At 67.4% G+C, this 23,713-nt stretch carries 22 protein-coding genes; 14 read left to right on the top strand and 8 right to left on the bottom strand.

Annotation, left to right across the window (positions count from 1 at the left end; genetic code table 11):
• The first annotated feature begins 22 nt into the window (after positions 1-22).
• A complete protein-coding gene (locus B4U45_RS17235) occupies positions 23-706 on the top strand; it encodes a class I SAM-dependent methyltransferase (protein WP_075546300.1) in 684 nt (227 codons plus the stop codon).
• Positions 707-841: 135 nt separating this feature from the next.
• Here the strand turns inward: B4U45_RS17235 and B4U45_RS17240 are convergent, their stop codons facing one another.
• Complete coding sequence (locus B4U45_RS17240; RefSeq protein WP_075546299.1) at positions 842-1,606, bottom strand: MBL fold metallo-hydrolase; 765 nt, start codon at positions 1,604-1,606, stop codon at positions 842-844.
• A gap of 226 nt (positions 1,607-1,832) precedes the next feature.
• Here B4U45_RS17240 and fgd point away from each other — a divergent pair, with 226 nt between their 5' ends.
• Genes fgd through B4U45_RS17255 form a run of 3 tightly spaced genes read left to right on the top strand, consistent with a single transcriptional unit; the run spans position 1,833 to position 6,103 of the window.
• Entirely contained in the window at positions 1,833-2,843 is a 1,011-nt protein-coding gene (gene fgd, locus B4U45_RS17245) for a glucose-6-phosphate dehydrogenase (coenzyme-F420) (RefSeq protein ID WP_219859468.1), read from the top strand.
• 7 nt (positions 2,844-2,850) lie between these two features.
• Positions 2,851-4,941, top strand: coding sequence for a phosphate acetyltransferase (gene pta / locus B4U45_RS17250; RefSeq protein WP_075546297.1), 2,091 nt, complete (start codon positions 2,851-2,853; stop codon positions 4,939-4,941).
• A complete protein-coding gene (locus B4U45_RS17255) occupies positions 4,931-6,103 on the top strand; it encodes an acetate kinase (protein ID WP_075546296.1) in 1,173 nt (390 codons plus the stop codon). The genes pta and B4U45_RS17255 overlap by 11 nt, the downstream gene beginning before the upstream one ends.
• Here the strand turns inward: B4U45_RS17255 and B4U45_RS17260 are convergent.
• Both B4U45_RS17260 and B4U45_RS17265 read right to left on the bottom strand, forming a co-directional pair.
• A complete protein-coding gene (locus tag B4U45_RS17260; RefSeq protein WP_075546295.1) occupies positions 6,065-7,246 on the bottom strand; it encodes a DUF1501 domain-containing protein in 1,182 nt (393 codons plus the stop codon). The two genes, B4U45_RS17255 and B4U45_RS17260, sit on opposite strands and share 39 nt — an antisense overlap.
• Complete coding sequence (locus tag B4U45_RS17265; protein ID WP_075546294.1) at positions 7,243-8,553, bottom strand: DUF1800 domain-containing protein; 1,311 nt, start codon at positions 8,551-8,553, stop codon at positions 7,243-7,245. The genes B4U45_RS17260 and B4U45_RS17265 overlap by 4 nt, the downstream gene beginning before the upstream one ends.
• 145 nt (positions 8,554-8,698) lie before the next feature.
• Here B4U45_RS17265 and B4U45_RS17270 point away from each other — a divergent pair, with 145 nt between their 5' ends.
• Complete coding sequence (locus B4U45_RS17270) at positions 8,699-9,559, top strand: endonuclease domain-containing protein (protein ID WP_075546293.1); 861 nt, start codon at positions 8,699-8,701, stop codon at positions 9,557-9,559.
• Positions 9,560-9,814: 255 nt separating this feature from the next.
• Here the strand turns inward: B4U45_RS17270 and B4U45_RS17275 are convergent, their stop codons facing one another.
• Genes B4U45_RS17275 through glnX form a run of 3 tightly spaced genes read right to left on the bottom strand, consistent with a single transcriptional unit; the run spans position 9,815 to position 14,411 of the window.
• Positions 9,815-12,106, bottom strand: coding sequence for a serine/threonine-protein kinase PknG (locus B4U45_RS17275; RefSeq protein ID WP_099184535.1), 2,292 nt, complete (start codon positions 12,104-12,106; stop codon positions 9,815-9,817).
• A complete protein-coding gene (locus tag B4U45_RS17280) occupies positions 12,106-13,092 on the bottom strand; it encodes a glutamate ABC transporter substrate-binding protein (RefSeq protein ID WP_075546291.1) in 987 nt (328 codons plus the stop codon). The genes B4U45_RS17275 and B4U45_RS17280 overlap by 1 nt, the downstream gene beginning before the upstream one ends.
• Positions 13,092-14,411 carry a protein kinase G-activating protein GlnX gene (gene glnX / locus B4U45_RS17285; protein WP_075546290.1) on the bottom strand — a complete coding sequence of 440 codons (1,320 nt, stop codon included), beginning with the start codon at positions 14,409-14,411 and terminating at the stop codon, positions 13,092-13,094. The genes B4U45_RS17280 and glnX overlap by 1 nt, the downstream gene beginning before the upstream one ends.
• Positions 14,412-14,553: 142 nt before the next feature.
• Between glnX and B4U45_RS17290 the strand changes: the two genes are divergently transcribed.
• Positions 14,554-15,177, top strand: coding sequence for an NUDIX hydrolase (locus tag B4U45_RS17290; protein ID WP_075546289.1), 624 nt, complete (start codon positions 14,554-14,556; stop codon positions 15,175-15,177).
• On the opposite strand, the gene thiE is transcribed toward B4U45_RS17290, so the two are convergent.
• Positions 15,149-15,808, bottom strand: coding sequence for a thiamine phosphate synthase (gene thiE / locus B4U45_RS17295; protein ID WP_089025117.1), 660 nt, complete (start codon positions 15,806-15,808; stop codon positions 15,149-15,151). The genes B4U45_RS17290 and thiE overlap by 29 nt on opposite strands.
• Before the next feature lie 178 nt (positions 15,809-15,986).
• Between thiE and thiO the strand changes: the two genes are divergently transcribed.
• The 4 genes from thiO to B4U45_RS17315 are packed head-to-tail and all read left to right on the top strand — an operon-like array spanning position 15,987 to position 18,736.
• Entirely contained in the window at positions 15,987-17,009 is a 1,023-nt protein-coding gene (gene thiO, locus B4U45_RS17300; RefSeq protein ID WP_075546288.1) for a glycine oxidase ThiO, read from the top strand.
• Entirely contained in the window at positions 17,006-17,203 is a 198-nt protein-coding gene (gene thiS / locus B4U45_RS17305; protein WP_075546287.1) for a sulfur carrier protein ThiS, read from the top strand. The genes thiO and thiS overlap by 4 nt, the downstream gene beginning before the upstream one ends.
• A gap of 1 nt (position 17,204) precedes the next feature.
• A complete protein-coding gene (gene thiG / locus B4U45_RS17310) occupies positions 17,205-17,960 on the top strand; it encodes a thiazole synthase (protein WP_075546286.1) in 756 nt (251 codons plus the stop codon).
• Positions 17,957-18,736, top strand: coding sequence for an SGNH/GDSL hydrolase family protein (locus tag B4U45_RS17315; RefSeq protein WP_075546285.1), 780 nt, complete (start codon positions 17,957-17,959; stop codon positions 18,734-18,736). The genes thiG and B4U45_RS17315 overlap by 4 nt, the downstream gene beginning before the upstream one ends.
• Before the next feature lie 3 nt (positions 18,737-18,739).
• Here the strand turns inward: B4U45_RS17315 and B4U45_RS17320 are convergent, their stop codons facing one another.
• Entirely contained in the window at positions 18,740-19,261 is a 522-nt protein-coding gene (locus tag B4U45_RS17320) for a serine/threonine protein kinase (protein WP_075546284.1), read from the bottom strand.
• 512 nt (positions 19,262-19,773) lie between these two features.
• Here B4U45_RS17320 and B4U45_RS17325 point away from each other — a divergent pair.
• The 4 genes from B4U45_RS17325 (at position 19,774) to B4U45_RS17340 (ending at position 23,605) form a co-directional block, all read left to right on the top strand.
• Entirely contained in the window at positions 19,774-20,103 is a 330-nt protein-coding gene (locus tag B4U45_RS17325; protein WP_075509523.1) for a CD225/dispanin family protein, read from the top strand.
• 9 nt (positions 20,104-20,112) lie between these two features.
• Complete coding sequence (locus B4U45_RS17330) at positions 20,113-20,538, top strand: DUF2752 domain-containing protein (RefSeq protein WP_075546283.1); 426 nt, start codon at positions 20,113-20,115, stop codon at positions 20,536-20,538.
• A 116-nt stretch (positions 20,539-20,654) separates the two neighbouring features.
• Positions 20,655-22,151, top strand: a complete 1,497-nt coding sequence (locus tag B4U45_RS17335) for a M28 family metallopeptidase (RefSeq protein WP_075546282.1) — start codon at positions 20,655-20,657, stop codon at positions 22,149-22,151.
• A complete protein-coding gene (locus tag B4U45_RS17340; RefSeq protein WP_075546281.1) occupies positions 22,148-23,605 on the top strand; it encodes a M28 family peptidase in 1,458 nt (485 codons plus the stop codon). The genes B4U45_RS17335 and B4U45_RS17340 overlap by 4 nt, the downstream gene beginning before the upstream one ends.
• The last annotated feature ends 108 nt before the right edge of the window (positions 23,606-23,713 follow it).

Here is a 23,713-nt window from a genome sequence, read left to right on the forward strand (position 1 = left end):
GACCTGACGGAAAGTTACCTAAATGTTAAGCAGCGCAACGATACCCGGTGTCAGTGTGGTGACACAGGACGGCAGCGCGGTCGAAATCTACCGGCGGATGCCGTCACTGGGCGAAATCGAGCGCATTCGGTCGCTGCTGGCACCCAGCAGTTCGGTGCTGGAGCTGGGCGCCGGCACCGGGCGTATCGCCGACGCTCTGGCCGCGCTCGGTCACCGGGTCACGGCCGTCGACGACTCGCCCGAGATGCTCGCGCACATCCGCCGCGCCCGAGTGATTCAGGCCCGCATCGAGGACGTCCGGCTGGCCGAGAAGTTCGATGCCGTGCTGCTGGTCTCCAATCTGATCAACTACCCGGACGCCCAGCCGCGCAGATCGATGCTGGCAACGGTTGCGCACCACCTCGCGCCGACCGGCCAGGCCATCATCGAATGGGTGCCGCCCTCGATGTTGGCGTCCCGGCAGCAGGGCTGGACCAAGACCTTGGCTTTCGACGGAGCAGAAGCGACCCTGACGATCCACTCCAACGCCGGCGGCATCGTCACGGGTGAGTTCACCTTGACGGCCGATGGCCGGCGATGGCACCAGTCGCTGGTGCTGCAGCGCGTCAGCCCGGCAACCGTGCGGGACGAGCTGACGGCGGCCGGGCTCACCCTGATGACCGCCGCGCCGAATTCGACCCGGTGGTTGCTGGCGAAGCGACGCTGAAAACCGCGTCGTCCTTGAATCGGGAAGGAGGTGAGGGAAGTGACTTATGAGCAATTGTTTTGCGACGTGGAAATGTCCTGCGAGAGCGTCTGGTTCGCGGCGGGCGACATGGCGGAGTGAGCCGCTCAGCCCTGATCAGCGGGCGGACGCTGCCGCTCGCTGCAGGGCCTCGTCGGTGGCCGCGCGGATCGGGCCGCGCCACAGCTCACCGTGGCCGGGCGCCAGGATCTCGGTTTCTAGCAGCGCCAGCGCCGACAGGCTGCGGATGCAGTTCTGCTGGCTGTAGCTGAACACCGCCGGCAGCAGCTGCGGCCCGCCGCGACGCAGCAGGGGATGGCCGGTGATCAGGGCGTCGCCGCTGGCCAGTACGCCGTCGACCAGATACGAGCAATGCCCGTTGGTGTGTCCGGGAGTGAAGATCGCCATCGGTTGGCCCGGCAGCCCCGCGGCCACCTCGGCGGTCAATGGCCGTGTCGTCGGAATGCCATCACGGACCAGTCCGCCGTTGCGCACCACATGAACGGTCCACACCGCCCAGCGGGGGCGCCAGATGCGCAGTGCGATATCGAGTATCGACACCTGCTCCAGGTACTCGCGCTTGGCGTGCCCGACCTCGTCGGCATGGCAGTACACCGGGGTGTGATGCTCGCGGGCGAACCAGATCGCGGTGCCCAAGTGGTCGATGTGCGCGTGGGTCAGCAGAATTGCGCGCACATCCCCGGGCTGATAGCCCAGCAGGCGCAGCGACCCCAGCACCTCCTCGCGATCGCCGGGATAACCCGCGTCGATCAACATCACCCCGGTGTCGTCGGTCACCAGCACCCAGTTGACCGCGTGCCCATGGGCGAGGTGAACCTTGTCGGTAACCTGAACAAGCTCCGTCTTCAGCTGGTGGGCCATGTCTTCTCCTACATCAAGGCATTGCCAGCCCGATAACCGCGGTCAGCTTAACGGCTGCAACGCGTTTGAGCGTCAACAACCGATTTTCGCCACGGCCAGACCCGGCGCTGGGCCGTTACAGGGCCGCAATCGAGGCTAATCTGGTCGCTATTCGGCCGCAGCGCTCACACCTGGTTTCGGTGCGGCGCCAACACCGGCTCCTCGGGTGCAGGAGTAGAAAGAACGAGTGGCTGAACTCAAACTCGGATACAAGGCATCGGCTGAGCAATTCGCCCCCCGCGAGCTCGTCGAGCTTGCCGTCGCCGCAGAAGCACACGGCATGGACAGCGCCACGGTCAGTGACCATTTCCAGCCGTGGCGCCACAAGGGCGGGCACGCGCCGTTCTCGTTGTCCTGGATGACCGCGGTCGGCGAACGCACTCAACGGCTGTTTCTGGGCACTTCGGTGCTCACGCCGACCTTCCGCTACAACCCCGCGGTCATCGCGCAGGCCTTCGCCACCATGGGCTGCCTGTACCCGGGGCGGGTCTTCCTCGGTGTGGGCACCGGCGAGGCGCTGAACGAGATCGCCACCGGATACGAGGGGGTCTGGCCGGAGGTCAAGGAACGGTTCGCCCGGCTGCGCGAATCGGTGCGGCTGATGCGTGAACTATGGCGCGGCGACCGGGTGGATTTCGACGGCGAGTACTACCGGCTCAAGGGTGCTTCGATCTACGACGTGCCCGAGGGCGGCGTGCCGGTCTACATCGCCGCCGGCGGTCCGGCGGTGGCCAAATACGCCGGACGCGCCGGCGACGGTTTCATCTGCACGTCGGGCAAGGGCGAAGAGCTCTACACCGAAAAGCTGATTCCGGGCGTCTTGGACGGGGCGGCCGCGGCCAACCGCGACGCCGACGACATCGACAAGATGATCGAAATCAAGATCTCCTACGACCCAGACCCCGAGCTGGCCTTGCAGAACACCCGGTTCTGGGCGCCGCTGTCGCTGACCGCCGAGCAGAAGCACAGCATCGACGACCCGATCGAGATGGAGAAGGCCGCCGATGCCCTGCCGATCGAGCAGATCGCCAAGCGCTGGATCGTGGCCTCCGACCCGGACGAGGCCGTCGAGAAGGTGGGCCAGTACGTGACGTGGGGCCTCAACCACCTGGTGTTCCACGCGCCCGGGCACGACCAGCGCCGGTTCCTGCAGCTGTTCGAAACGGACCTGGCGCCCCGGCTGCGACGGCTGGGCTGAACGGCAGGTGTCCTCCAGCTCCCTTGGTACCACCGCGATTTACATCGCTGCGCCCGAACCTGCGTCCGGTAAGGCGACGATCGCGCTGGGGATTCTGCACCGGTTGACCGCGACGGTCGCCAGAGTCGGTGTGTTCCGGCCACTTACCCGAACAGCCGGTGCGCGCGACTACCTCCTGGAACTGCTGCTGGAGCACACCACCGCGGGCCTGCCCTACGAGCAATGCGTGGGCGTGACCTACCAATACCTGCACGCCGACACCGACACCGCGATCACCGACATCGTCGCGGCGTATCACGCGATGGCGCACAACTGCGACGCGGTGGTGATCGTCGGCAGCGACTACACCGACGTCGCCACCCCCACCGAACTGTCGGTCAACGCCCGGATCGCGGTCAATCTCGGTGTGCCGGTGCTGTTGGCGGTCAGCGCCAGGGGGCGCACCGCCGACCAGGTGCTCAGCGTCGTCGGGGTGTGTCTGGCCGAGTTGTCGGCCCACCACGCGCACACCGCGGCGGTGGTGGCCAACCGCTGCGACCCGGCGGAGCTGGCGGCGGTGGGCGAAGCGCTGCGGGGTGTCGGCCCGCCCAGCTATGTGCTGCCCGAAGAGCCGCTGCTGTCGGCGCCGACGGTGGCCGAGTTGGAGAAGGCGGTCAATGGGACCGCGATCAGCGGTGAGACGCCGCTGCGCAGTCGCGAGGTGATGGACGTGCTGGTGGCCGGGATGACCGCCGACCACGTGCTGGAGCGGCTGCGCGACGGCATGGCGGTGATCACCCCGGGCGATCGTTCGGACGTGGTGCTCGCGGTCGCCAGCGCCCATGCGGCCGAAGGCTTTCCGTCGCTGTCGTGCATCGTGCTCAACGGTGGGTTCGACCTGCATCCGTCGATCGCGGCGCTGGTGTCGGGGCTGCGGCTGAGGTTGCCGATCATCGCCACCACGCTGGGTACCTACGAGACGGCCAGCGCCGCCGCGGCGGCTCGCGGCCGGCTCACCGCAACCTCGCAGCGCAAGATCGACACCGCGCTGGAGCTGATGGACCGCCACGTCGATGCCGCCGATTTGATGACCCACCTTGCCATCCCGATCCCGACCATCACCACACCGCAGATGTTCACCTATGGTCTGCAGCAGCGGGCCCGGTCGGATCGCAAACACATCGTGCTTCCCGAAGGTGACGACGACCGCATCCTCAAATCCGCCGGCCGCCTGCTGCAGCGCGGCATCGCCGACCTGACGATCCTCGGCGAGGAGGCTCAGATCCGGCTGCGCGCCGCCGAACTCGGTGTGGATCTGGGTCAGGCCGAGGTACTCGACCCGCGCACCAGCCCGCTGTGCGACCACTTCGCCGAGCAATACGCCGAGTTGCGGAAGTCGCACGGCATCACCGCTGAGCTGGCCCGTGAAATCATTTGTGACGTATCGTATTTCGGCACCATGCTGGTTTACAACTCCCATGTCGACGGCATGGTGTCCGGAGCCGCTCACACCACGGCGCACACCGTGCGCCCGGCGCTGGAGATCATCAGAACGGCCCCGGGCATCTCCACGGTGTCCAGCATCTTTCTGATGTGCCTGCCCGATCGGGTGCTGGCCTATGGTGACTGCGCGATCGTGCCGAACCCGACGCCCGAGCAGCTGGCCGATATCGCCATCTGCTCGGCTCGCACCGCCGCGCAGTTCGGCATCGAACCGCGGGTGGCTATGCTGTCCTACTCCACCGGTGCCTCAGGGGCCGGGGCCGACGTTGAAAAGGTCAGGACGGCAACGGAGTTGGTTCGCTCACGGGAGCCGCAGCTGTTGGTCGAGGGGCCCATCCAATACGACGCCGCCGTCGACCCCGCGGTCGCAGCCGCCAAGATGCATGACTCGCCGGTGGCCGGCCGGGCGACGGTGTTGATCTTTCCCGACCTCAACACCGGCAACAACACCTACAAGGCGGTGCAGCGTTCGGCGGGAGCCATCGCGATCGGCCCGGTGCTTCAGGGCCTGCGCAAGCCGGTGAACGACCTGTCACGCGGGGCGCTGATCGAGGACATCGTCAACACGGTTGCCATTACCGCAATTCAGGCGCAGGGGATCGACGATGGCCCTTAACCGGTTGGTGCTGGTGCTCAATTCCGGCTCGTCGTCGCTGAAGTTTCAGTTGATCGATCCGGTGTCCGGCATTTCACGGGCGGCCGGCAATATCGAGCGGATTGGCGAATCGTCGTCCTCGGTGCCCGACCACGACACAGCGCTGCATCGGGCGTTCGACATGCTGTCCGAGGACGGCATTGACGTGCGGACCTGTGGCCTGGTGGCGGTCGGACACCGGGTGGTGCACGGCGGCAGGGACTTTCACCGGCCGACAGTGCTCGACGATGCGGTGGTAGCCCGGCTCGAGGAGTTGTCGGCGTTGGCGCCGCTGCACAACCCGCCCGCGGTGCTGTGCATCAAGGTGGCGCGCACCATGCTGGCCGACGTCCCGCATGTCGCGGTGTTCGACACGGCGTTTTTCCATGACCTGCCCGCCGAAGCGGCTACCTATGCGATCGACCGGGACCTGGCCCAGACGTGGCAGATCCGCCGCTACGGATTTCACGGCACCTCGCACCGCTACGTCAGCGAGCGCGCGGCCGCCTTCCTGGGCCGGCCGCTGGAATCCCTGAATCAGATTGTGCTGCACCTGGGTAACGGTGCGTCGGCGTCGGCGATCGCCGCCGGGCGACCGGTAGACACCTCCATGGGCCTGACTCCGCTGGAGGGTTTGGTGATGGGTACCCGCAGCGGTGATGTGGATCCCAGCATCATGTGGTACTTGTGGCGCAACGCGAACATGGGTGTGGACGAGATCGAGTCGATGCTCAACCACCGGTCGGGGATGTTGGGACTGGCCGGTGAGCGCGATTTCCGCCGGCTGCGCCAGATGATCGAAAAAGGCGACCGTGCAGCGCGATTGGCCTACGATGTATTCATCCACCGGTTGCGCAAGTACATCGGTGCTTACCTGGCGGTGCTGAGACACACCGACGTGCTGACGTTCACCGCGGGGATCGGCGAGCACGACAGCTCGGTGCGCCGGGACGCGCTCGCCGGAATGGCTGAGCTGGGCATCGAACTCGACGCGGGGCGCAACGCCGCTTCGGCGGGCGGGGCCCGGCAGATCTCGACGGACGGCTCGCCGATCGCGGTACTGGTGATCCCGACCAACGAGGAATTGGCGATCGCCCGGGACTGCTTACAGGAAGCCGAGGCTCGTCCGCCCGGTTCCGACTGACGGTGTCGGGTCGGCGCCGAGGGTGTGTACCAGCAGCTCGTAGTAGATGTCGCGAAAGTCGGTGGTGGCCTTGAGGTCTCCGTGGTCGAGGTCGGTGAGACCGGGCTCGTCGCCGTAGTAGCCGCCGTTGACCGGTACCCCCGCGACGAAGACCGGCCCGGCCGTGCCGTGATCGGTGCCCTGGGAAGCGTTGGCGGCGACTCGGCGGCCGAACTCCGAATACGCCAGGACGACGACGTTGCGGCCGCAGCGATCACCGGCCATGTCGCGCAGGAACGCGGTGACGGCCTCGTCGAACGTCTGCAAGAGCCGCTGCTGGGTGTCGCGTTCGTCGGCGTGAGTGTCGAATCCGCCGAGCTGCACGGTGTAGACGCGCGTGGGCACCCGGGCCTTGATCGCGGCGGCCACCATGTTCAGCTGGGTGGCCAGCGAATTGTGGGCGCTTTCCGGCTTGATGGACGCGAACGCCGCGTCGGTGGTGCGCGCGTCGCGATAGGCTCTGGAAACCGCCGCCATCGCCGGGGTGTCGTTCGGATCTGTCGCGCTCAGCGCCTGCATCGTCGCGTCGAACCTATCCGCGGCTTTCTCCGCCGCGGCGGTCGAAAGCGCTGCGGCGGTGTGCTTTTCGCCCACCGCCAGCGGGGGCAGGACGGCACCGATGTTGACCGCGCGCAGCGGATCATCTCCGGTGGCGTCGAGCCAGCGACCGATCCAGCCCGACGAGACCGGTTCGGCCGGCGATGCGCTCTGCCAAATGTCCATGGACCGGAAGTGGCTGTGGTCGGGCTTTGGATAGCCGACGCCGCGCACGATCGCGAGCTGCCGCTGCTGCCATAGTTGCGCCAGACCCCGCAATCCCGGATTGAGTCCCAGCTGCGCGTCCAGCTGCACGACGTCGCTTGCAGCGTAAGCTAGTTCGGGACGGGCATCGTGGTATGCGTTGTCGGCGTAGGGAATTACGGTGTTGATCCCGTCGTTGCCGCCGTAGAGCGTGACGATGACCAGCACGCCGGCGTCGTCGGGCAACGGCCGGTCGTAGGCCGCGTGCTGCAGATCGCGCCAGCTGACCGCCACCGCTCCGGAGAGCAGACCGGCCGCGCCGGCGCCGGCGCTGGCGATCAAGAACCTGCGGCGGGTGATCATGACGTCAGGTATTCCGGTGTGTTGACCGCGGCGGCGACCAGCTGGGGTGGGCGGCGCACCAGCGGCCCGAGCGCGCGGGCGCTGCGGTCGGTCCACGCGCCCACGCCGATCAGATAGCCGACGGCCTCGATGCGGTCTTGCGCCGCGGTGTTTTCGACGGTCGACAGGTCGGCCCTGTTCGCCAGGTGCTGGGCGACGCGCAGGCGAGTCGCGGCGGACGCGGTGGACAGCCACACCTGGCCCCGCGGCCAGCCGGCGACGTCCGGGGGGAAGAACGGCCGTTGTCCCAGTGCTTTGAGTGTCGCCTCGATCAGCTTGAGGTGGTTGTCGACGGGGACTCGAAGCGACCGGATCATGCCCACCAGCCATTCGACCGGGGTGGTGACGACCGTCGCGCGACTACCGGTGAACTCGTCGTCGGTGAGTATGGCCCGGGTCAGGGCGCGCAAGTCGCGCGTGGTGCCGTAGGCGCTGACCAGTCGGTCGAGCACCGCTGGGGACGGCGGGTCGTCGGAGGCCAACTGTTGCCACAGCCGCCCCCCGACGTACCGCGCGGACTTCGGCTGGGCCAGCACCGCGTCGCAGAACCCGGCGGCATCGAAATGGCCGGTGATCCCGAACAGCGTCGTGGGGGTGAAGTCGTGACGCCGGGGCAGCATCGACGTCCGACCGTCGGCGCCGATCACCCACCCGGTCAGCGCGCGGGCGCCGGCTCGCACGTCGTCCTCGGTGTAGCCGTTGCCGTGGCCCAGCGCGAACAGTTCCATGAATTCCCGGGCCAGGTTTTCGTTGGCGGCCCTGGCGGTATTGCTCTGCCCGTCCAGCCAGCGCAGCATCGCGGCGTCGGTGAGCATGGCGTAGGCCAGCGTGCGGAAGTCGCCCAGTGCCAGCGTGCGCAGCTTCTGGTTTTGCGCTGCCAGATATGCCGGGGCCCGGACTTTTCGCGCCGAGGTTGCAAAGTGGTTGTGCCACAACAGGGTCAGCTTCTCGCGTAGCGGCTGCCGGACGGCGACCATGCGGCGCAGCCACCATCCGGACAACTCGGCCTGCTGCTCGGCAAGCTCGCGGGTGAACTCTTCGCGAGCCGCCGGTGTTGCCCTTTTGCCCGGCGGCCGCGGCGTGGCCAGTTCCGGCATCGGGGTTTCTCGCGCGCCCGGGTCCGCGTCGGGGTCGGCGGCCAGGGCAGCGTCGAGGTAGGCGGGCCAGTCTTGACCGGCCACCGCGTCCACCTCGGGGCCGCTTGCCCCGAACCCGGCCCGGCGCAGGACTCGGGCCGTGGTGATCCACCGCGCGGATTGCCCGGCCATGCTCCAACTGTGACGGGTGAAGCTGTGTTTTCGCTATGTGTGCCGTGTGGGCCGCCGGCTGGCTCCAAGATCGCGCGGTTCATGCTTTTCAAACCTGTGGATGTGCGGAATCACTGTTGGCGGTCGACGTGCCATCCTCTGCGGCATGTGGGATTCGCAGGCACCATTCCTCGGCAGCGCGCTGTTGGCGTCAGGAGCCTTGACGCGGCATCAACTTCGCACGCAGTACCGGGCAGTGCTACCGAATGTCTACCTTTCGCGACGGGTGCAGTTGTCTTTCGAGCAGCGGATTGCGGCTGCTTGGCTGTGGTCGCGCGGTTCGGCGGTGATTGCGGGTGCGGCGGCCGCGGCGGTGCACGGGGCCAGGTGGATTCCCGACGACTTCCCCGTGGAGCTGATTTGTGTCAAGTCCCGGCCGCCGCGTGGTGTGCTCACGCGCCGCGACGTGCTGGGCGACGGCGAAATGCAGACTGTTGACGGGCGCGCGGTCACCACACCCGAGCGCACCGCCTTCGACATCGGCCGGCGGGGAGCGGTCCGCTCGGCCGTCGTCCGGCTGGACGCACTGGCTCGGGCGACGGGTTTCACGGTGGACGATGTGCTGCACGTCGCCGGCCGCCATCCCGGGGCGCGCGGACTGCGGCAGCTGGAGACGGCGTTGGAGCTCGTTGACCCCGGTGCACAATCACCGAGGGAAAGCTATCTGCGGCTACTGCTGATCGATGCGGGATTCCCGCGACCGCGCACGCAGATACCGGTAGCGGGAGCCGATGGCATGCCGTTTGCCTACCTCGACCTCGGCTGGGAGGACTATATGGTCGCCGTCGAATACGACGGCGACCATCATCAACGAGACCGCCAGCAGTATGTCAAGGACATTCGACGCGTCGAGCTGCTCGAGCAGTTGGGGTGGATCATCATCCGGGTGGTGGCCGAGGATCGACCCGCGGACATCCTGCGCCGGGTACGGGCGGCGGTGGCGGAGCGCAGTTCGGTTGTGCGGTGAGGCGCGGTGATGGCGAAGCGGATTCGGTTGTGCGGTAAGGGTTTCCAGTGTGCGCCCATGGCGTCGACGGTGCATCCTGGGCGGTATCAGGGCGATTCTTGCGCCACAGACGCACGCTCGACGCCATAGACGCACGCTCGACGCCACAGACGCACGCTCGAGTTCCCAGCCCGATGTTGAGGCAGTAGCCGCTCACTGAAACACCAGCACGGACGCCGGTCCAGCACCCAAGCCGCCGAAGCACCCCAAGCAAACCTAGAACGTGCTGGTGGGACGCACGTTGTTGGCCATGTCCACCAAGGTGTAGCGATGCCGCTGCGTGGGCGCGATACGCGCCAGGCTGCGCAACGCCGCCTCGACGCCGAGCCGCAGCCCGTGATCGGTGAACGGAAACCCCAGTATGTGGTTAGTACTTGCCTGGTTGTCCTGCAGCCAGTCCATCGCGCCGCCGAGCACCAAAGCGCGGATCTGCAGCACGCGCGGTTCGGTGGGTGGCAGCGACTCCACTCGTCGAGCCGCGTCGCGGATCTGATCCTCGGTGATTTCGCTGCGCGACCGTCCCGACAGCAACGTCACCGCGCTGGTCAGCCGGGCGGTGGTGAAATGCCTTGAGCTGGGCGGCACTTCGTCGAGGGTGCGCACCGCGCCGGCTCGATCACCCTTAGCCGAAAGGGCTCTGGCCAGACCGAACGCCGCCGATATCACGCCGTCGTTGGTCTGCCACACCGTCTGGTAGAAGTTGTGCTCGTCGGTGTAACCGGCCAGCTCCGCGGTCGCGGCCAGCGCCAGTTTGGGTGCGAGTTCGCCGGGGAAGGTGTCCAGCACCTCGGTGAAATGTTTGATGGCAGAGTCGTAGTCGCCGGTGAGCAACTCGGCGACAGCCTTGTACCAGATCAGCCGCCAGCGCCAGCCCACCCGCTCGGCGAGGTCGTCGAGTTTGCGGGTGGCCTTGGCGACATCACCGAGGTCCAGCAGCGCCCGGACCTCCATCAGCGGCAGTTCGACCGATTCGGAAAGGTCGACACCTTCCGCGTCCAGGGCGCCGTGGCGGGCAGCACGCAGTGAGTCCAGGGTCTGCACCGGCTGGGAGAGCACTGTGGCCTGCAGGACCGGGGCCGCGACGTCGGTCGGGTCGACCAGCGGTACCTGCAGCGCGGTCACGATCTCCTTGGCGGTCAGTTTCTCCGCATGGACCTGGCCGTCCAGGTACACGTCGGTATGCGCGACCAGCAGGTCCACGCCGAAGGTGGACCGGCTGGGACTGAAGATGGTCGACAGCCCGGGCCGGGGCACCCCGGTGTCGGCGGCGACCACCTCCCGCAACACGCCCGTCAACTGCGCCGACATCTCGTCTGTGTTGGCGAACCGCCGTCGCGGATCGGGGTCGATGGCGCGGCGCAGCAACCGGCCGAAGGAGTCGTACCTGTCCAGCACCGGGTCGTCGTCGGGCAGCCCGTCGGCGTATCGCCCGTTGCGGGTGGGCAGGTTCAGTGTGAGCGCTGCCAGGGTGCGCCCCACGGTGTAGATGTCGGTGGCCACGGTCGGACCGGTCCGCACGATCTCGGGCGCCTGGAAGCCGGGAGTGCCGTAGAGATATCCGAACGAGTTGATCCGCGACACCGCACCCAGATCGATCAGCTTGAGCTGCTCCTCGGTGAGCATGATGTTTTCCGGCTTCAAGTCGTTGTAGACCAGGCCGATCGAATGCAGATAACTCAGTGCCGGCAGGATTTCCAGGATGTAGGCGATCGCCTCGGCGACCGGCAGTTTTTCGCCGCGGCCGCGCCGCAGCGACTGCCCGCCGATGTACTCCATGACGATGTAGCCGACCGGATCCCCCTGCCGGTCGGTGTGCTCGACGAAGTTGAAGATCTGCACGATCGACGGGTGCACCACTTCGGCGAGGAACTTCCGTTCCGCCATCGCGATCGCCTGCGCCTCGGCGTCCCCGGAGTGCACCAGGCCTTTGAGCACCACCGGACGGTCGTTGACATTGTGGTCGAGGGCCAGATACACCCAGCCCATTCCACCGTGCGCGATGCAGCCCTTGACCTCGTACTGACCAGCGATGATGTCGCCTGGGCTCAGTTGCGGCAAAAACGAGTACGGACTGCCGCAGTACGGGCACCAGCCCTCCGAGGCGCCCGTGCCCTCCGCGCCGCTGCGACCGACCGGGCGTCCACAGTTCCAGCAGAACCGCTTCGACTCGGGAACCACCGGGTCGGTCATCAGGGCCTTGAGCGGATCGATATCCGGTACCCGCGGAATCTCCACCAGGCCGCCGCCGAGCTTCCTGACCGGCGGCAGTGCCCGCGTCGCAGCCGACATTCGCTCCTGCGGCTGGGTGTCCATGGCGCGCAGCGAGATGGACAAGTCGTCGTCGTCGTCATCGTCGAAATCGGGACGGAAAATCGCCTGAGTCGCCGGGGGCCGGCTGCCGGCGGCTGCGCCGGTCTGCACGTCGACCGACTGCGTACCGGGAGCCAGATCTTGCCGGCCTTCCTGATCGCCGGTGGCTGAGTCGTGGTGCGCGGGCTTCGGCGACATCAATCCAGATACCTCGGCTGGGGTGGCACCGGTGCCGGACCGAGGACCGATAACCACTTGCGGTACAACGTGTTCCAAGTGCCGTCGGTGCGGATCCGTTCGAGTGTCCCGTTGACGAACCGGACCAGCCCGGTGTTGTCCAGATTGATCCCGATGCCATAGGGCTGGTTGGCCATGTCGGGCCCGACGATGTGCAGATAAGGGTCTTCTTCCACCAGCCCGGCCAGAATCGAGTCGTCGGTGCTGACGGCATCGATCTGCCGCTGCTGCATCGCCACCAGGCAGTCGGCCCAGTTCACCACCGACACGATGACCGGCGGCGGCGCGATCTCGCGAATACGGCGCAACGACGTGGTGCCCCTGGCCACACAGACCCGCTTGCCGGACAGGTCCGACACCTTCGCGATGGACGAGTCACGGGGGGCCAGGATGCGCTGGTTGGCATCCAGGTAGACGGTGGAAAAGTTCACCAGCTTGCGTCGCTCACAGGTGATGGTCATGGTCTTGACGACGACGTCGACCTGGGAAGTCTGCAACGCGGTGATGCGCTCCGCGGCCGACAAGATCCGGTACTCGACGTGTGACGGGCTGCCGAAGATGTCACGCGCCACCTCCCCGGCGATGTCGACGTCAAATCCGGTGATGTCCCCGGTGATCGGGTCGCGGAAGCTGAACAGGTTGCTGCCGATGTCGAGCCCGACGATCAACCGGCCCCGCTCGTGGATATTGGCCACCGCGGCATCGGCCTCGGCTTTGGTGCGAAACGGGCGCAAGCTGGCGGTCGGGTTGCAGTCCTGGCTCGCCGCGTCCGGCGGTAGCGGCGGCTCGGGCGGCATCACCTCCATCCCGACCGGCGTGGGATACGGGAGCGTCGGCGTCGTCTCCACTTTCAGCGATTCGGAGTGGCCGCAACCGGCGAGCAGGACCGCGGCGGCCAGGAGCGCGACAGGCGATGCTGCCCTCGAGAAACTGGGCAGGCCCTTCATCACCGATATTCTTTCAGCCTGGGCCACAGTCCGAGTGCGACGGCGACGGCTGCGCCCACACTGAGCACCACCCCGCCCACCTGGGCGCCGGCCAGTCCGCGACGCGCATTGAGGACGTCGTTGCGCAGCCGGTTACGGCTTTGCTCCATTGCTTTGGTCAAGGCTTCGTCGAGCTTGTCGAACGCGGGCGTGGCGTCGTCCTCGCCCTTGCCCAACGCAACCTGGATGGCGGCGCGATAGTTGCCGACCGAGATGTAGGAGTTGATCCGGTCGTTGGCCTGCTGCCAGCGGACCAGCAGCTGATCGGCGCCCTGCAGATCCGGTTTGTCGACGGCGTCGCGGCGAGCCATGTAGGCGTCGAGCTGGTGATGCATGGCCTCGATGCGCTGGTAGAACGACTGCTTGCGGATCTCCTCGTCGCCGCGCCGGATCAGCGACAGCGTCTCGTCGGCTCGCGCCTGCTGGGCGGTGATCGCCAGGTTGGTAACGGTCTTGAGCGACTCCGCCGCCGTGTCTTTGGCGCTACGGCTGGCGGCCGTAGAGATTGTCAATGCGGTTCCGACCCACACCACCATCACAAGGATACCGAGCGCACCGACGACAAGACCGGGATTGATCCGTCTGCGGGTGCGCCGGGCCAGCCAGCGATGCGAGAAGGCGCCGAAGACCACCGTGGTGGTGACGACCAGGATCACCGGCGCCGGGATCTGGGTGGATGCGGTGGTTTCCGTGTCGACCCGTTCCGACGTCGCCTGGTACAGCTGTTGCGCGTCGGGCAGGATCGTCGACTGCATCAGCCCCGATGCCTCCGACAGGTACGACGACCCGACCGGGTTACCCGCCCGGTTGTTGGTGCGTGCGATCTCGATGAGGCCGGTGTAGACCGCCAGTTCGGCGTTGATCCGGCCCAGCAATTGCACCAACGACTCATCGGTGAGCCCGCTCGACGCGCGGGTTACCGCCACCGCCGCGTCGGTGATGGCCTGCTCGTAGCGCAGCCGGACAGCGCGGGGTTCGGCCTGGGCGATGAATGCGGTGGCTGCCGCGGCGTCGGCCACCGACAGCGTGGTGTAGAGCCGTCCGGCCGCAAACGACAGCGGCTCGGTATGTTCCAGCACGGTGGTCAGCACCTGCTGACGGTGGTTGATCGTCGTCGACGTGGCGAACGCGCTGGACACGCCCAGAGCTGCCAGCACGATGCCGATGGTCAGGATCCGCCCGGGTGTCGTCGAGACGAACCACCAGCGCGGATGGGCCGGTTCAGCGGGCGACCGCGATCCCAGCGGCTCGGTCGACGGGTGCGCCAGCTCAACCGTCACGTCTGCTCCGACCTCGGCTTTCGATATCTATTCGGCTTGTTCGGCGAAGTCACCAACCCGGATAAGCGAATTCTAAGAGAATGCGCCGACAGATGTGGGGAGGCAGACCTAATTACCCTAATCGCGTGCATATCCTGAGTTGGTGCAGGGCGACGGGGACGGATGGGTGGTATCCGACAACGGCGCCCACTTCTGGGGCCGATTCGGCTCGGCCGGGCTGCTACTTAGGGCCCCGTTACCTGACGGCAGCCCCGCGGTGCTGCTGCAGCACCGGGCGGTGTGGAGCCATCAGGGCGGCACCTGGGGCCTGCCGGGCGGCGCCCGGGACAGCCATGAGACTCCGGAGCAGACCGCGGTCCGTGAAGCGCGGGAAGAGGCGGGCCTGGCCGCCGAGCGCCTTACCGTGCGGGCGGTGCTGGTGACGGCCAACCCACGCGGCACGGCCTGGACCTATACGACGGTCGTCGCCGACACCGACGAGTTGCTGCCCACCGTGCCCAACCGGGAAAGCGCCGAGCTGCGCTGGGTTGCCGAGGACGATGTGACCGAGCTGCCGCTGCATCCCGGATTCGCCGCCAGCTGGCAGCTGCTGCGCACCGCCCCGGTCACCGTGCCGCTGCGCCGGGGCGACGAACGCCGGCGACGGCTGCCGTGCACGGTGGAAATCGAGGACGGGGTGTTCGTGTGGTGCCTGCCGGGCGACGCGGACCTGGCGCCGTCGCAGCTGAGCCCTCGGGTCAGCTCGTTGCTGGAAGCGCTGACCTGAGCTGTTCGGCGGCCGCCTTCGGGTTGTCGGCCGCCGTGATGGCCCGCACCACCACGATCCGGCGGCCACCGGCGGCCACGACGTCGGGCAGCCGCGGCGCGTCGATACCGCCGATCGCGAACCACGGTTTGTCGCCACCGATTGCGGCGGCGGCCCGCACCAGGTCCAGCCCCGGCGCCGGGCGCCCCGGCTTGGTCGGAGTGGGCCAGCACGGTCCGACGCAAAAGTAGTCGGCATCCCCGACGGCGGCCGCGGCAACCTGGTCGCGGTCGTGGGTGGACCTGCCGATCAGCACGTCGGGCCCGACGATCTCTCGCGCGATGCTCGACGGCAGGTCGCGCTGACCCAGGTGCAGCACGTCGGCGCCGGCGGCCACGGCGATGTCAGCCCGATCGTTGACCGCGAACAGGGCGCCGTGCCGGCGGGCCGCGTCGGCGAGGATTTCGCAGGCGGCCAGCTCGTCGAGCGCCTCTAACGGGCCGAACCGCTGTTCGGCGGCCGAGCCCTTGTCGCGCAGCTGGATGATGTCCACGCCGCCGGCCAGCGCGGCGTCGGCGAACTCGGCCAGATCGCCGCGCTCCCGACGGGCGTCGGTACACAAATAGAGCCTCGCCTCGGCTAGACGAGCCAGACGAGCCAGACGAGCCAGACGGGACTGCACACTGCGACGCTAGCGCGCTAGTTTGGAACCCAGAAGAACCCCTGTTAGGCACGGGAGTCCCGGGTAATGAGCGGGACTGAGAGTGGGCACCTTGGACCTGTCCTGACCGTCACACCTGATCCGGGTCATGCCGGCGAAGGGAGCAAGGATGTCAGCACCCACACCCGCGGGGTCGTTGGCCGTCATCGGCGGCGGCGTCATCGGGTTGTCGGTGGCGCGCCGGGCGGCCCGGGCCGGATGGTCGGTGCGGGTGCATCGCAGCGCCGATCCCGGCGCGTCATGGGTCGCCGGCGGCATGATCGCCCCGCACAGCGAAGCCTGGCCCGGTGAGGAACGGTTGTTGCGGCTCGGGCTGGAGTCGCTGCGGCTGTGGCACCACGGCGGTTTCCTGGACGGGCTGCCGTCAGACGTGGTCACCGCCCGCGAGTCGCTGGTGGTGGCCGTCGACCGGGCCGACGTCGCCGACCTGCATACCGTTGCCGACTGGTTGTCGCGGCAAGGACACCCGGTGGTGTGGGAGTCGGCCGTCCGCGACGTCGAACCCCTGCTGGCACAAGGCATCCGGCACGGCTTTCGCGCGCCCACCGAATTGGCGGTGGACAACCGCGCAGTGCTCGACGCGCTGACCGTGGACTGTGAGCGACTCGGCGTCGCCTGGGCTGCTCCGGTGACCGGGTTGTCCGACGCGGAGGGTGACGCGGTGGTGATCGCCAACGGCATCGACGCTCCCGCGTTGTGGCCCGGCCTGCCGGTGCGCCCGGTGAAGGGCGAGGTGTTACGGCTGCGCTGGCGTAAAGGCTGTATGACGTTGCCGCACAGAGTGATTCGCGCACGGGTCCATGGTCGTCAGGTGTATCTGGTGCCGCGCGCGGACGGGGTGGTGGTGGGCGCCACCCAGTATGAACACGGCCGCGACACCGCGCCGGTGGTGTCGGGCGTGCGTGACCTGCTGGACGACGCGTGCGCGGTGCTGCCGGCCCTGGGTGAGTACGAATTGGCCGAGTGCTCGGCGGGACTGCGGCCGATGACGCCCGACAACCTGCCGATCGTGCAACGCCTGGACGCGCGGACCCTGGTCGCCGCGGGCCATGGCCGGTCGGGATTCCTGTTGGCGCCGTGGACGGCCGAGCAGATCATGTCCGAACTCGCTGCGGTCGGAGCGAGCGCATGATCGTCGTCGTCAACGAGCAGCAGGTGGAGGTCGACGAGCAGACCACCGTTGCCGCGCTGCTGCAGTCGCTGGGTTTCCCGGACCGCGGCGTTGCGGTGGCCCTAGACTGCGCGGTGCTTCCTCGATCTGACTGGGCGACAATGCTTTCCGAAGGTGATCGGCTCGAGGTGGTGACGGCGGTGCAGGGTGGTTGACGTGGGTGACAAACTGACGATCGGCGACCGCAGTTTCGCGTCGCGGCTGATCATGGGTACCGGGGGAGCGTCGAATCTGGCGGTGCTGGAAGAGGCGTTGGTCGCCTCGGGTACCGAGCTGACCACCGTGGCGATCCGCCGGGTCGACGCCGAGGGCGGAACCGGTCTGCTCGACCTGCTCAACCGGCTGGGTATCACGCCGCTGCCCAACACCGCCGGGTGCCGCAGTGCCGCCGAGGCGGTGCTGACCGCGCAGCTGGCCCGCGAGGCGCTGGACACCAACTGGGTCAAGCTGGAGGTGATCGCCGACGAGCGCACCCTGCTGCCGGACGCTATCGAATTGGTCAGGGCCGCGGAGCAATTGGTCGACGACGGGTTTGTGGTGCTGCCGTACACCAATGACGACCCGGTGCTGGCCCGCCGCCTCGAGGACGCCGGTTGCGCGGCGGTGATGCCGCTGGGCTCACCGATCGGCACCGGCCTCGGCATCACCAACCCGCACAATATCGAGATGATCGTAGCGCAGGCCGGAGTTCCGGTGGTCCTCGACGCGGGCATCGGCACCGCCAGCGACGCGGCGCTGGCAATGGAATTGGGTTGTGACGCGGTGTTGTTGGCCACCGCGGTGACCCGGGCCGCAGATCCCCCGGCGATGGCCGCCGCGATGGCCGCGGCCGTCACCGCCGGCCATCTGGCGCGCCGTGCCGGCAGGATCCCGAAACGCTTTTGGGCACAGGCCTCCAGCCCCGAGCTATGACCACTCGCACCAAACGCTACGTGGCGCTTGGCAGTTCGATGGCAGCCGGTCCGGGTATCGGGCCGCGCGCGGCCGGCGCGCCGTGGCGATCCGGCCGATCGGCCCGCAACTACCCGCACCTGGTCGCCGAACAACAACACCTGGAGTTGGTGGACGTCACCTACTCCGGCGCCACCACCGCCAATGTGCTCGCCGATCACCAGCACGGCGCGCCACCGCAGATAACCGCGCTGGACGGCTCGGAGTCGTTGGTCACGGTAACCATCGGCGGCAACGACGTCGGCTACATTCCGCTGCTGATGGCCGCGGCATTGCCGCGACCGGCGCGGCGCCTGCCGCTGCTCGGCGCGCGGATAGCCGAACTGCGCGACAGTAACAACCGCGATCAGGCCCTGGGCCAGGTATTCGATTCGCTGTGCGAGGTCGGTCGTTCGTTACGGCGGCGGGCGCCGCGGGCGCGGGTACTGTTCGTCGACTACCTCACGGTGTTGCCCCCGGCTGGGATCGCGGCTGCGCCACTGTCCGCGGCGGACAGCGAGCTCGGCCGCCACGTCGCGGCAACGCTGGAACGACTTACCGCCGACGCCGCCGCGCTCACCGGCTGTGAGGTCGTGCGCGCCGCGGCAGCCAGCCGCGACCACCACGCATGGTCGCCCGAGCCGTGGACGGAAAAGCCCGCGCGGTTGGGGGTGCCGCTACCGGCGCGGCCGGCGCCGCTGCACCCCAATGCCGCCGGGATGCGCGCGGTCGCGAAACTGGTTGCGGCCCAACTGTAAGCGTCAGCCGTTGGTCCGCCACCACTGGTACAGCGCGGGGACATCCGAATTGCCGGCACGGATGTAGCTGAGCACGTTCTTGGCGTCGGTGGTCCAGATGATCTCGGCGGCACCCTGGTAGGTGCCGCAGGCCACCTGTCCGGCCGTGGCGCCCGCGCTGCCCTGGCGCCAGGTGGTCGGCGACTGGCCGCTGTCCCCGCACGCGGTGAGGGTTTCGTCCTTGATGCTGGCCTTGAATGATCCGTTCATGTCGTCGGGGGTGGCGAAGAGGATGTACTTGGCCAGGGCGGGTCCCGCGGCGTCGGGGTTCTGCCCGCAGGAAAGCGCGGCGAGTTCGCCACTGGTGATCGTCTGGGGCGTGCAGTTGTTCAGTCCGTAACCCTTCGACACCGAACCGGCGAGCGTGTTGACGTCGGACGCAGTGCCGGTGGGGTCCGCATTCGCGGTCGCAGTACCCAGGCAGGCGAGGCTACCCATGAGTGCTGCAGCCGTCGCGGCTCGCAGCGCGGTGGTGAAGTGAGACATCCTTGACTCCTTGGTGTGTCGGACCGACGATGCGGCTGCGTTGACATCGGTGAGTGTATTGGTGTCGATGGTCGGAAAACAGGGCTTTGCCGATCGGTATGGGCGGACCGTTATAGGGCCGTTATAGGGCATGTCTGCGCCTACACATATTCTGTGGGAAATTGTCTGTCGTGACATTAATTTCGGTGTGCGGCGGACGTTGGTCAAGGTGCCAACACGGCTGCGCGCTGGTGCCGACGGTTGGTGAAATCATCAGTAAGACAACATCTTTCACCCGAGTCCCACCACGGCTTCTGGCTCCTGCCGACCCTGGTGGCAGCGGTGAACGATTGCCCCCTGGGGAATCCGGGTCGAGCCGATTCGGACAAGTGCGCCGCATTGCGGCACCGATGTGGTTCAGCGACTGCCCGCCGCCCCGCGGATTTTTCCCATTAGGTGGTGCCGTCAGGGCGGCTCTCGGGTATGGTAGGCACCGCTTTAGGCCAGCTAACTTCTCGTGATCTGGAGTTTTCATGACACAACCACCACCGCCTGGTTACCCGCCGCAGCAGCCGCCTGCCGGGCAACAACCTGACAACTACTTGGTGTGGTCCATTCTGGTGACGTTGTTCTGCTGTCTTCCGCTTGGGATCGTTGCGATCGTCAAGTCCACCCAGGTCAGTGGGCTGTGGGCACAGGGGCGCTATGCGGAGGCCCAGGCGGCCGCCGACAGCGCCAAGAAGTTCGTGATGTGGTCGGCCATCGCCGGCGTAATCGTGATCGTCATCTACGGCATCTTGATGGCGGTCGGTGCGCTGAACGCCGGGACGTCGAGCGCGGCCATGCTCGTGGGGATGTTCTAAGGCGAGTACATGGTGACCCACCAAGGGTCGGTGCCGTTGCGGTTGGGTGCGCCACTGCTGGTGGCCGCGGCCACCATGTCGGTGTGCGCCGTTATCTGGGTGGGTGACCCGACGACGCCGAACGGTCCGCTTCCGGTATGCCCCACCAAGGCATTGCTGGGAATCGATTGCCCGGGCTGTGGCAGCCTGCGAATGCTGTACAGCCTGCTGCACGGCAATCTGTTGGCCGCCGCGAGATTCAACGCTCTCGGCCTGGCGGCGGTGGTGCTCTTGGTGTGGGCCTACCTGGCGTGGACGTATGGTCGGCTGGTGGGTCGGCGAATACGCGGCTGGCAGCGCAGTCGCTGGTCGGCCCTGGTGACGTTGTCGCTGGTGCTGGCCTGGTTCGTGGTGCGCAACATCCCAGTTGCGCCGTTCAGCGCTTTGTTCGTCTGAGGCCGTGCCTGTCTGAGTTCGTCTGGGCTCACCCGCATTCACTAAGGCCGGATCGATCGCCCGCCGGATGGGTGTCAAGCGGCGCCGCGGCTGGACCGCGGTCTAATCTGGGCGCGATGGCGAACAAATCAAGGACCCCGGCAATGTCCGTGGTGGTGGTCATTGCCCTGCTGGTGGTCGGTTGTGTTCATTCGTCGGGCTGTCCCCAGGCCTTTACCGGCAATCCGGCCGCGGCCGAGTTCGCCGACGCGTTGCACAACCGGGTGCATACCGAAGCGATGGTGACGCATCTTGCCAAACTGCAGGACATCGCCAACGCCAACAACGGCACCCGGGCGGTGGGCACCCCGGGCTATGAGGCCAGCGTCGACTACGTCGTCAACACCTTGCGCAACAGCGGTTTTGACGTGCAGACACCCGAGTTTTCGGCCCGGGTGTTCCACGCCGAGAAGGGGTCGGTGACCGTCGGTGGCGTGACCGTGGAGGCACGTGCGCTGGAATACAGCCTCGGCACCGCCCCGGACGGGGTAAGCGGACCGTTGCTGTCGGTTCCCACCGACGACAGCCCGGGCTGCACCGCCGCCGACTACGACAAACTGCCGGCACGGGGTGCGGTCGCGCTGGTGGACCGTGGCAGCTGCGAGTTCGCCCAGAAAGAAGACGTCGCCGCCCAGCAGGGCGTCGCGGCGCTGGTCATCGTCGACAACGTCGACGAGCAGTCGATGGGCGGCACTCTGGGGGTCAACACCGACGTCAAGATCCCGGTCGTCGGTGTCACCAAGTCGGTGGGCATGCAGCTGCGCGCGAAGTCCGGGCCGACAACCGTCAAACTCGCGGCGAGCACCCAGAGTTTCAAGGCGCGCAACGTCATCGCGCAGACCAAAACCGGGTCCACCACCGATGTGGTGATGGCCGGCGCCCATTTGGACAGCGTGGCCGAGGGTCCCGGTATCAACGACAATGGCTCCGGAGTGGCCGCGGTCCTGGAAACCGCAGTGCAACTGGGTAACTCGCCACAGGTGCACAACGCGGTGCGGTTCGGATTCTGGGGCGCCGAGGAGCTGGGGCTGATCGGTTCCCGCAACTATGTAGAGTCGCTCAATCTCGACGCGCTGAAGAACATCGCCCTCTATCTGAACTTCGACATGCTGGCTTCCCCCAATCCGGGCTACTTCACCTATGACGGAGACCTGTCGCTGCCGCTGGACAGCCGCGGCCAGCCGGTGGTGCCGGAAGGCTCGGCCGGGATCGAGCGGCTGTTGGTCGGGTATTTGAAGTTGGCCGGCAAGACCGCGCAGGACACGGCATTCGACGGTCGTTCCGACTATGACGGATTCACCTTGGCGGGGATCCCGTCCGGCGGGCTGTTCGCCGGTGCGGAGGCCAAGAAGACCGACGAGCAGGCAAAGCTGTGGGGCGGCACCGCAAACGAGCCTTTCGATCCCAACTATCACCAAAAGGGTGACACCCTAGAGCACATCGACCGCACGGCGCTGGGCATCCAGGGCGCCGGTGTCGCCTACGCCGTGGGCCTGTATGCGCAGGACCTGACCGGCCGTAACGGTGTTCCCCCGATAGAGGATCGCACCCGTCACGTGCTCGTCAAGCCATGATGCGGGGCCCGATAGCGACTCTGCTGCTGGCCTGCCTGCTGGCCGCGTGCTCGGCGCCCAAGCCGCCGCCGGCCGCGGCGCCTGACCTGGGTCGCATGTTGGCCGGCAAGGTCACCGCCGACGGGATGTTCACCCACCTACGTGCACTGCAGGCCATCGCCAACGCCAACAACGGCAACCGGGCGACGGGTACGCGTGGCTACGACGCCAGCGTTGACTATGTGGCGAATGCGCTGCGCACCAAGGGGTTTGAGGTATCGACCCCGCAGTTCGAGCGAGTGTACACCGCGTCGCAGGGTAAACCGGCGCTGACGGTCGCCGGCCGCAGTTATCCCGTCGACCAGGCCTCGCTGCTGGTTCGGACGCCACCCGGTGGCCTGACCGGCCAGCCGGTACGGCCCACCCAACCGGCCGGTTGCGCCGTCGGCGACTACCCGTCCGTGCTGCCCAAGAGCGCGATCGCGGTGGTGGACGATACCCGCTGTTCGGTCGTCGACAAGCAGAACAGCGCGCTCGCCAAGGGTGCTATCGGGTTGATTGTGGTGAGTGAGCCCACGAGACAGGGAAGCCCACCGACCCTCTTCAGCCCTGGCTATTACAACCAGCTCACCGTGCCCGTCGCGGTGGTCGACGCCAACGTCGCCGCTGCCCTGGGACGCGCAACCGCCCCGGTGCGGCTGGTGCTGGACACCGAGAACGTCAAGATCACCTCGCGGAATGTGCTGGCGCAGACCAAAACCGGGACGCCGAATGAGGTGATCATGCTCGGCTCGCATCTCGACAGCCCAGCCGGAGGACCGGGCATCAACGACGGCGGGTCCGGGGTGGCCGCGGTGCTGGAAACGGCGCTGCAGTTGGGGCCGCTGCCGCCGGTCAACAATGCGGTGCGGTTCGCCTTCTGGGGCGCCGGGCTCACCGGTGCGATGGACTACGTCTTCGGTCTGAATGGCGAACAGCTCAACAACCTCGCGATGTACCTGAATTTCGACATGCTTGGCTCGCCCAACGCGGGATTCTTCACCGACGACGGCGACCAGTCCGGCCCACCGGGTTCCGGTGTGGTACCGGCCGATGTGCCGGAAGGTTCGGCCGGCATCGAGCGCACCCTTGCCGGCTATGTGAACTTGGCGGGTAAGCGGCCCGCTGACATGCCGTTGACCGCCAGTGCCGACTACCATCCCTTCCTGGTCGCCGGGGTGCCGATCGGCGGGCTGACCACCGGCGCCTCTCAGGCGAAAACCACTGTGCAGGCCCGTCTTTGGGGCGGTCAGGCAGGCGTCGCATTCGATCCCAACTATCTGAGTGCCCGGGACACCGCCGACAACCTCAACGGGGAAGCATTGGCCGTGATGGGTTCGGCGGTGGCGTTCGCGGTGGGCAGCTATGCGCAGTCCATCGCGGGCGTCAACGGTGTCACCCCACACGACAAGCGCCATCGCGCGCCGGTGTCGTAGCGGCTGCCGCGCCGGGCGGAGTCCGGCAGGTCCGGCGAGTTTAAACCGTTGTGCCACCGGCCTGCTCGGGCCGTACGCGGCACCCGGACTTTTTGCGGCGTCGCTGCT

This window comes from Mycobacterium persicum, assembly GCF_002086915.1.
Taxonomy (GTDB): domain Bacteria; phylum Actinomycetota; class Actinomycetes; order Mycobacteriales; family Mycobacteriaceae; genus Mycobacterium; species Mycobacterium persicum.

Coding starts and splice junctions, on each gene's coding strand:
- B4U45_RS17235 (WP_075546300.1), top strand. CDS start 23: ATGTTAAGCAGCGCAACGATACCCGGTGTCAGTGTGGTGACACAGGAC.
- B4U45_RS17240 (WP_075546299.1), bottom strand. CDS start 1,606: ATGGCCCACCAGCTGAAGACGGAGCTTGTTCAGGTTACCGACAAGGTT.
- B4U45_RS17255 (WP_075546296.1), top strand. CDS start 4,931: ATGGCCCTTAACCGGTTGGTGCTGGTGCTCAATTCCGGCTCGTCGTCG.
- B4U45_RS17260 (WP_075546295.1), bottom strand. CDS start 7,246: ATGATCACCCGCCGCAGGTTCTTGATCGCCAGCGCCGGCGCCGGCGCG.
- B4U45_RS17265 (WP_075546294.1), bottom strand. CDS start 8,553: ATGGCCGGGCAATCCGCGCGGTGGATCACCACGGCCCGAGTCCTGCGC.
- B4U45_RS17270 (WP_075546293.1), top strand. CDS start 8,699: ATGTGGGATTCGCAGGCACCATTCCTCGGCAGCGCGCTGTTGGCGTCA.
- B4U45_RS17275 (WP_099184535.1), bottom strand. CDS start 12,106: ATGTCGCCGAAGCCCGCGCACCACGACTCAGCCACCGGCGATCAGGAA.
- B4U45_RS17280 (WP_075546291.1), bottom strand. CDS start 13,092: ATGAAGGGCCTGCCCAGTTTCTCGAGGGCAGCATCGCCTGTCGCGCTC.
- thiO (WP_075546288.1), top strand. CDS start 15,987: ATGTCAGCACCCACACCCGCGGGGTCGTTGGCCGTCATCGGCGGCGGC.
- thiS (WP_075546287.1), top strand. CDS start 17,006: ATGATCGTCGTCGTCAACGAGCAGCAGGTGGAGGTCGACGAGCAGACC.
- B4U45_RS17315 (WP_075546285.1), top strand. CDS start 17,957: ATGACCACTCGCACCAAACGCTACGTGGCGCTTGGCAGTTCGATGGCA.
- B4U45_RS17320 (WP_075546284.1), bottom strand. CDS start 19,261: ATGTCTCACTTCACCACCGCGCTGCGAGCCGCGACGGCTGCAGCACTC.
- B4U45_RS17325 (WP_075509523.1), top strand. CDS start 19,774: ATGACACAACCACCACCGCCTGGTTACCCGCCGCAGCAGCCGCCTGCC.
- B4U45_RS17330 (WP_075546283.1), top strand. CDS start 20,113: ATGGTGACCCACCAAGGGTCGGTGCCGTTGCGGTTGGGTGCGCCACTG.
- B4U45_RS17335 (WP_075546282.1), top strand. CDS start 20,655: ATGGCGAACAAATCAAGGACCCCGGCAATGTCCGTGGTGGTGGTCATT.
- B4U45_RS17340 (WP_075546281.1), top strand. CDS start 22,148: ATGATGCGGGGCCCGATAGCGACTCTGCTGCTGGCCTGCCTGCTGGCC.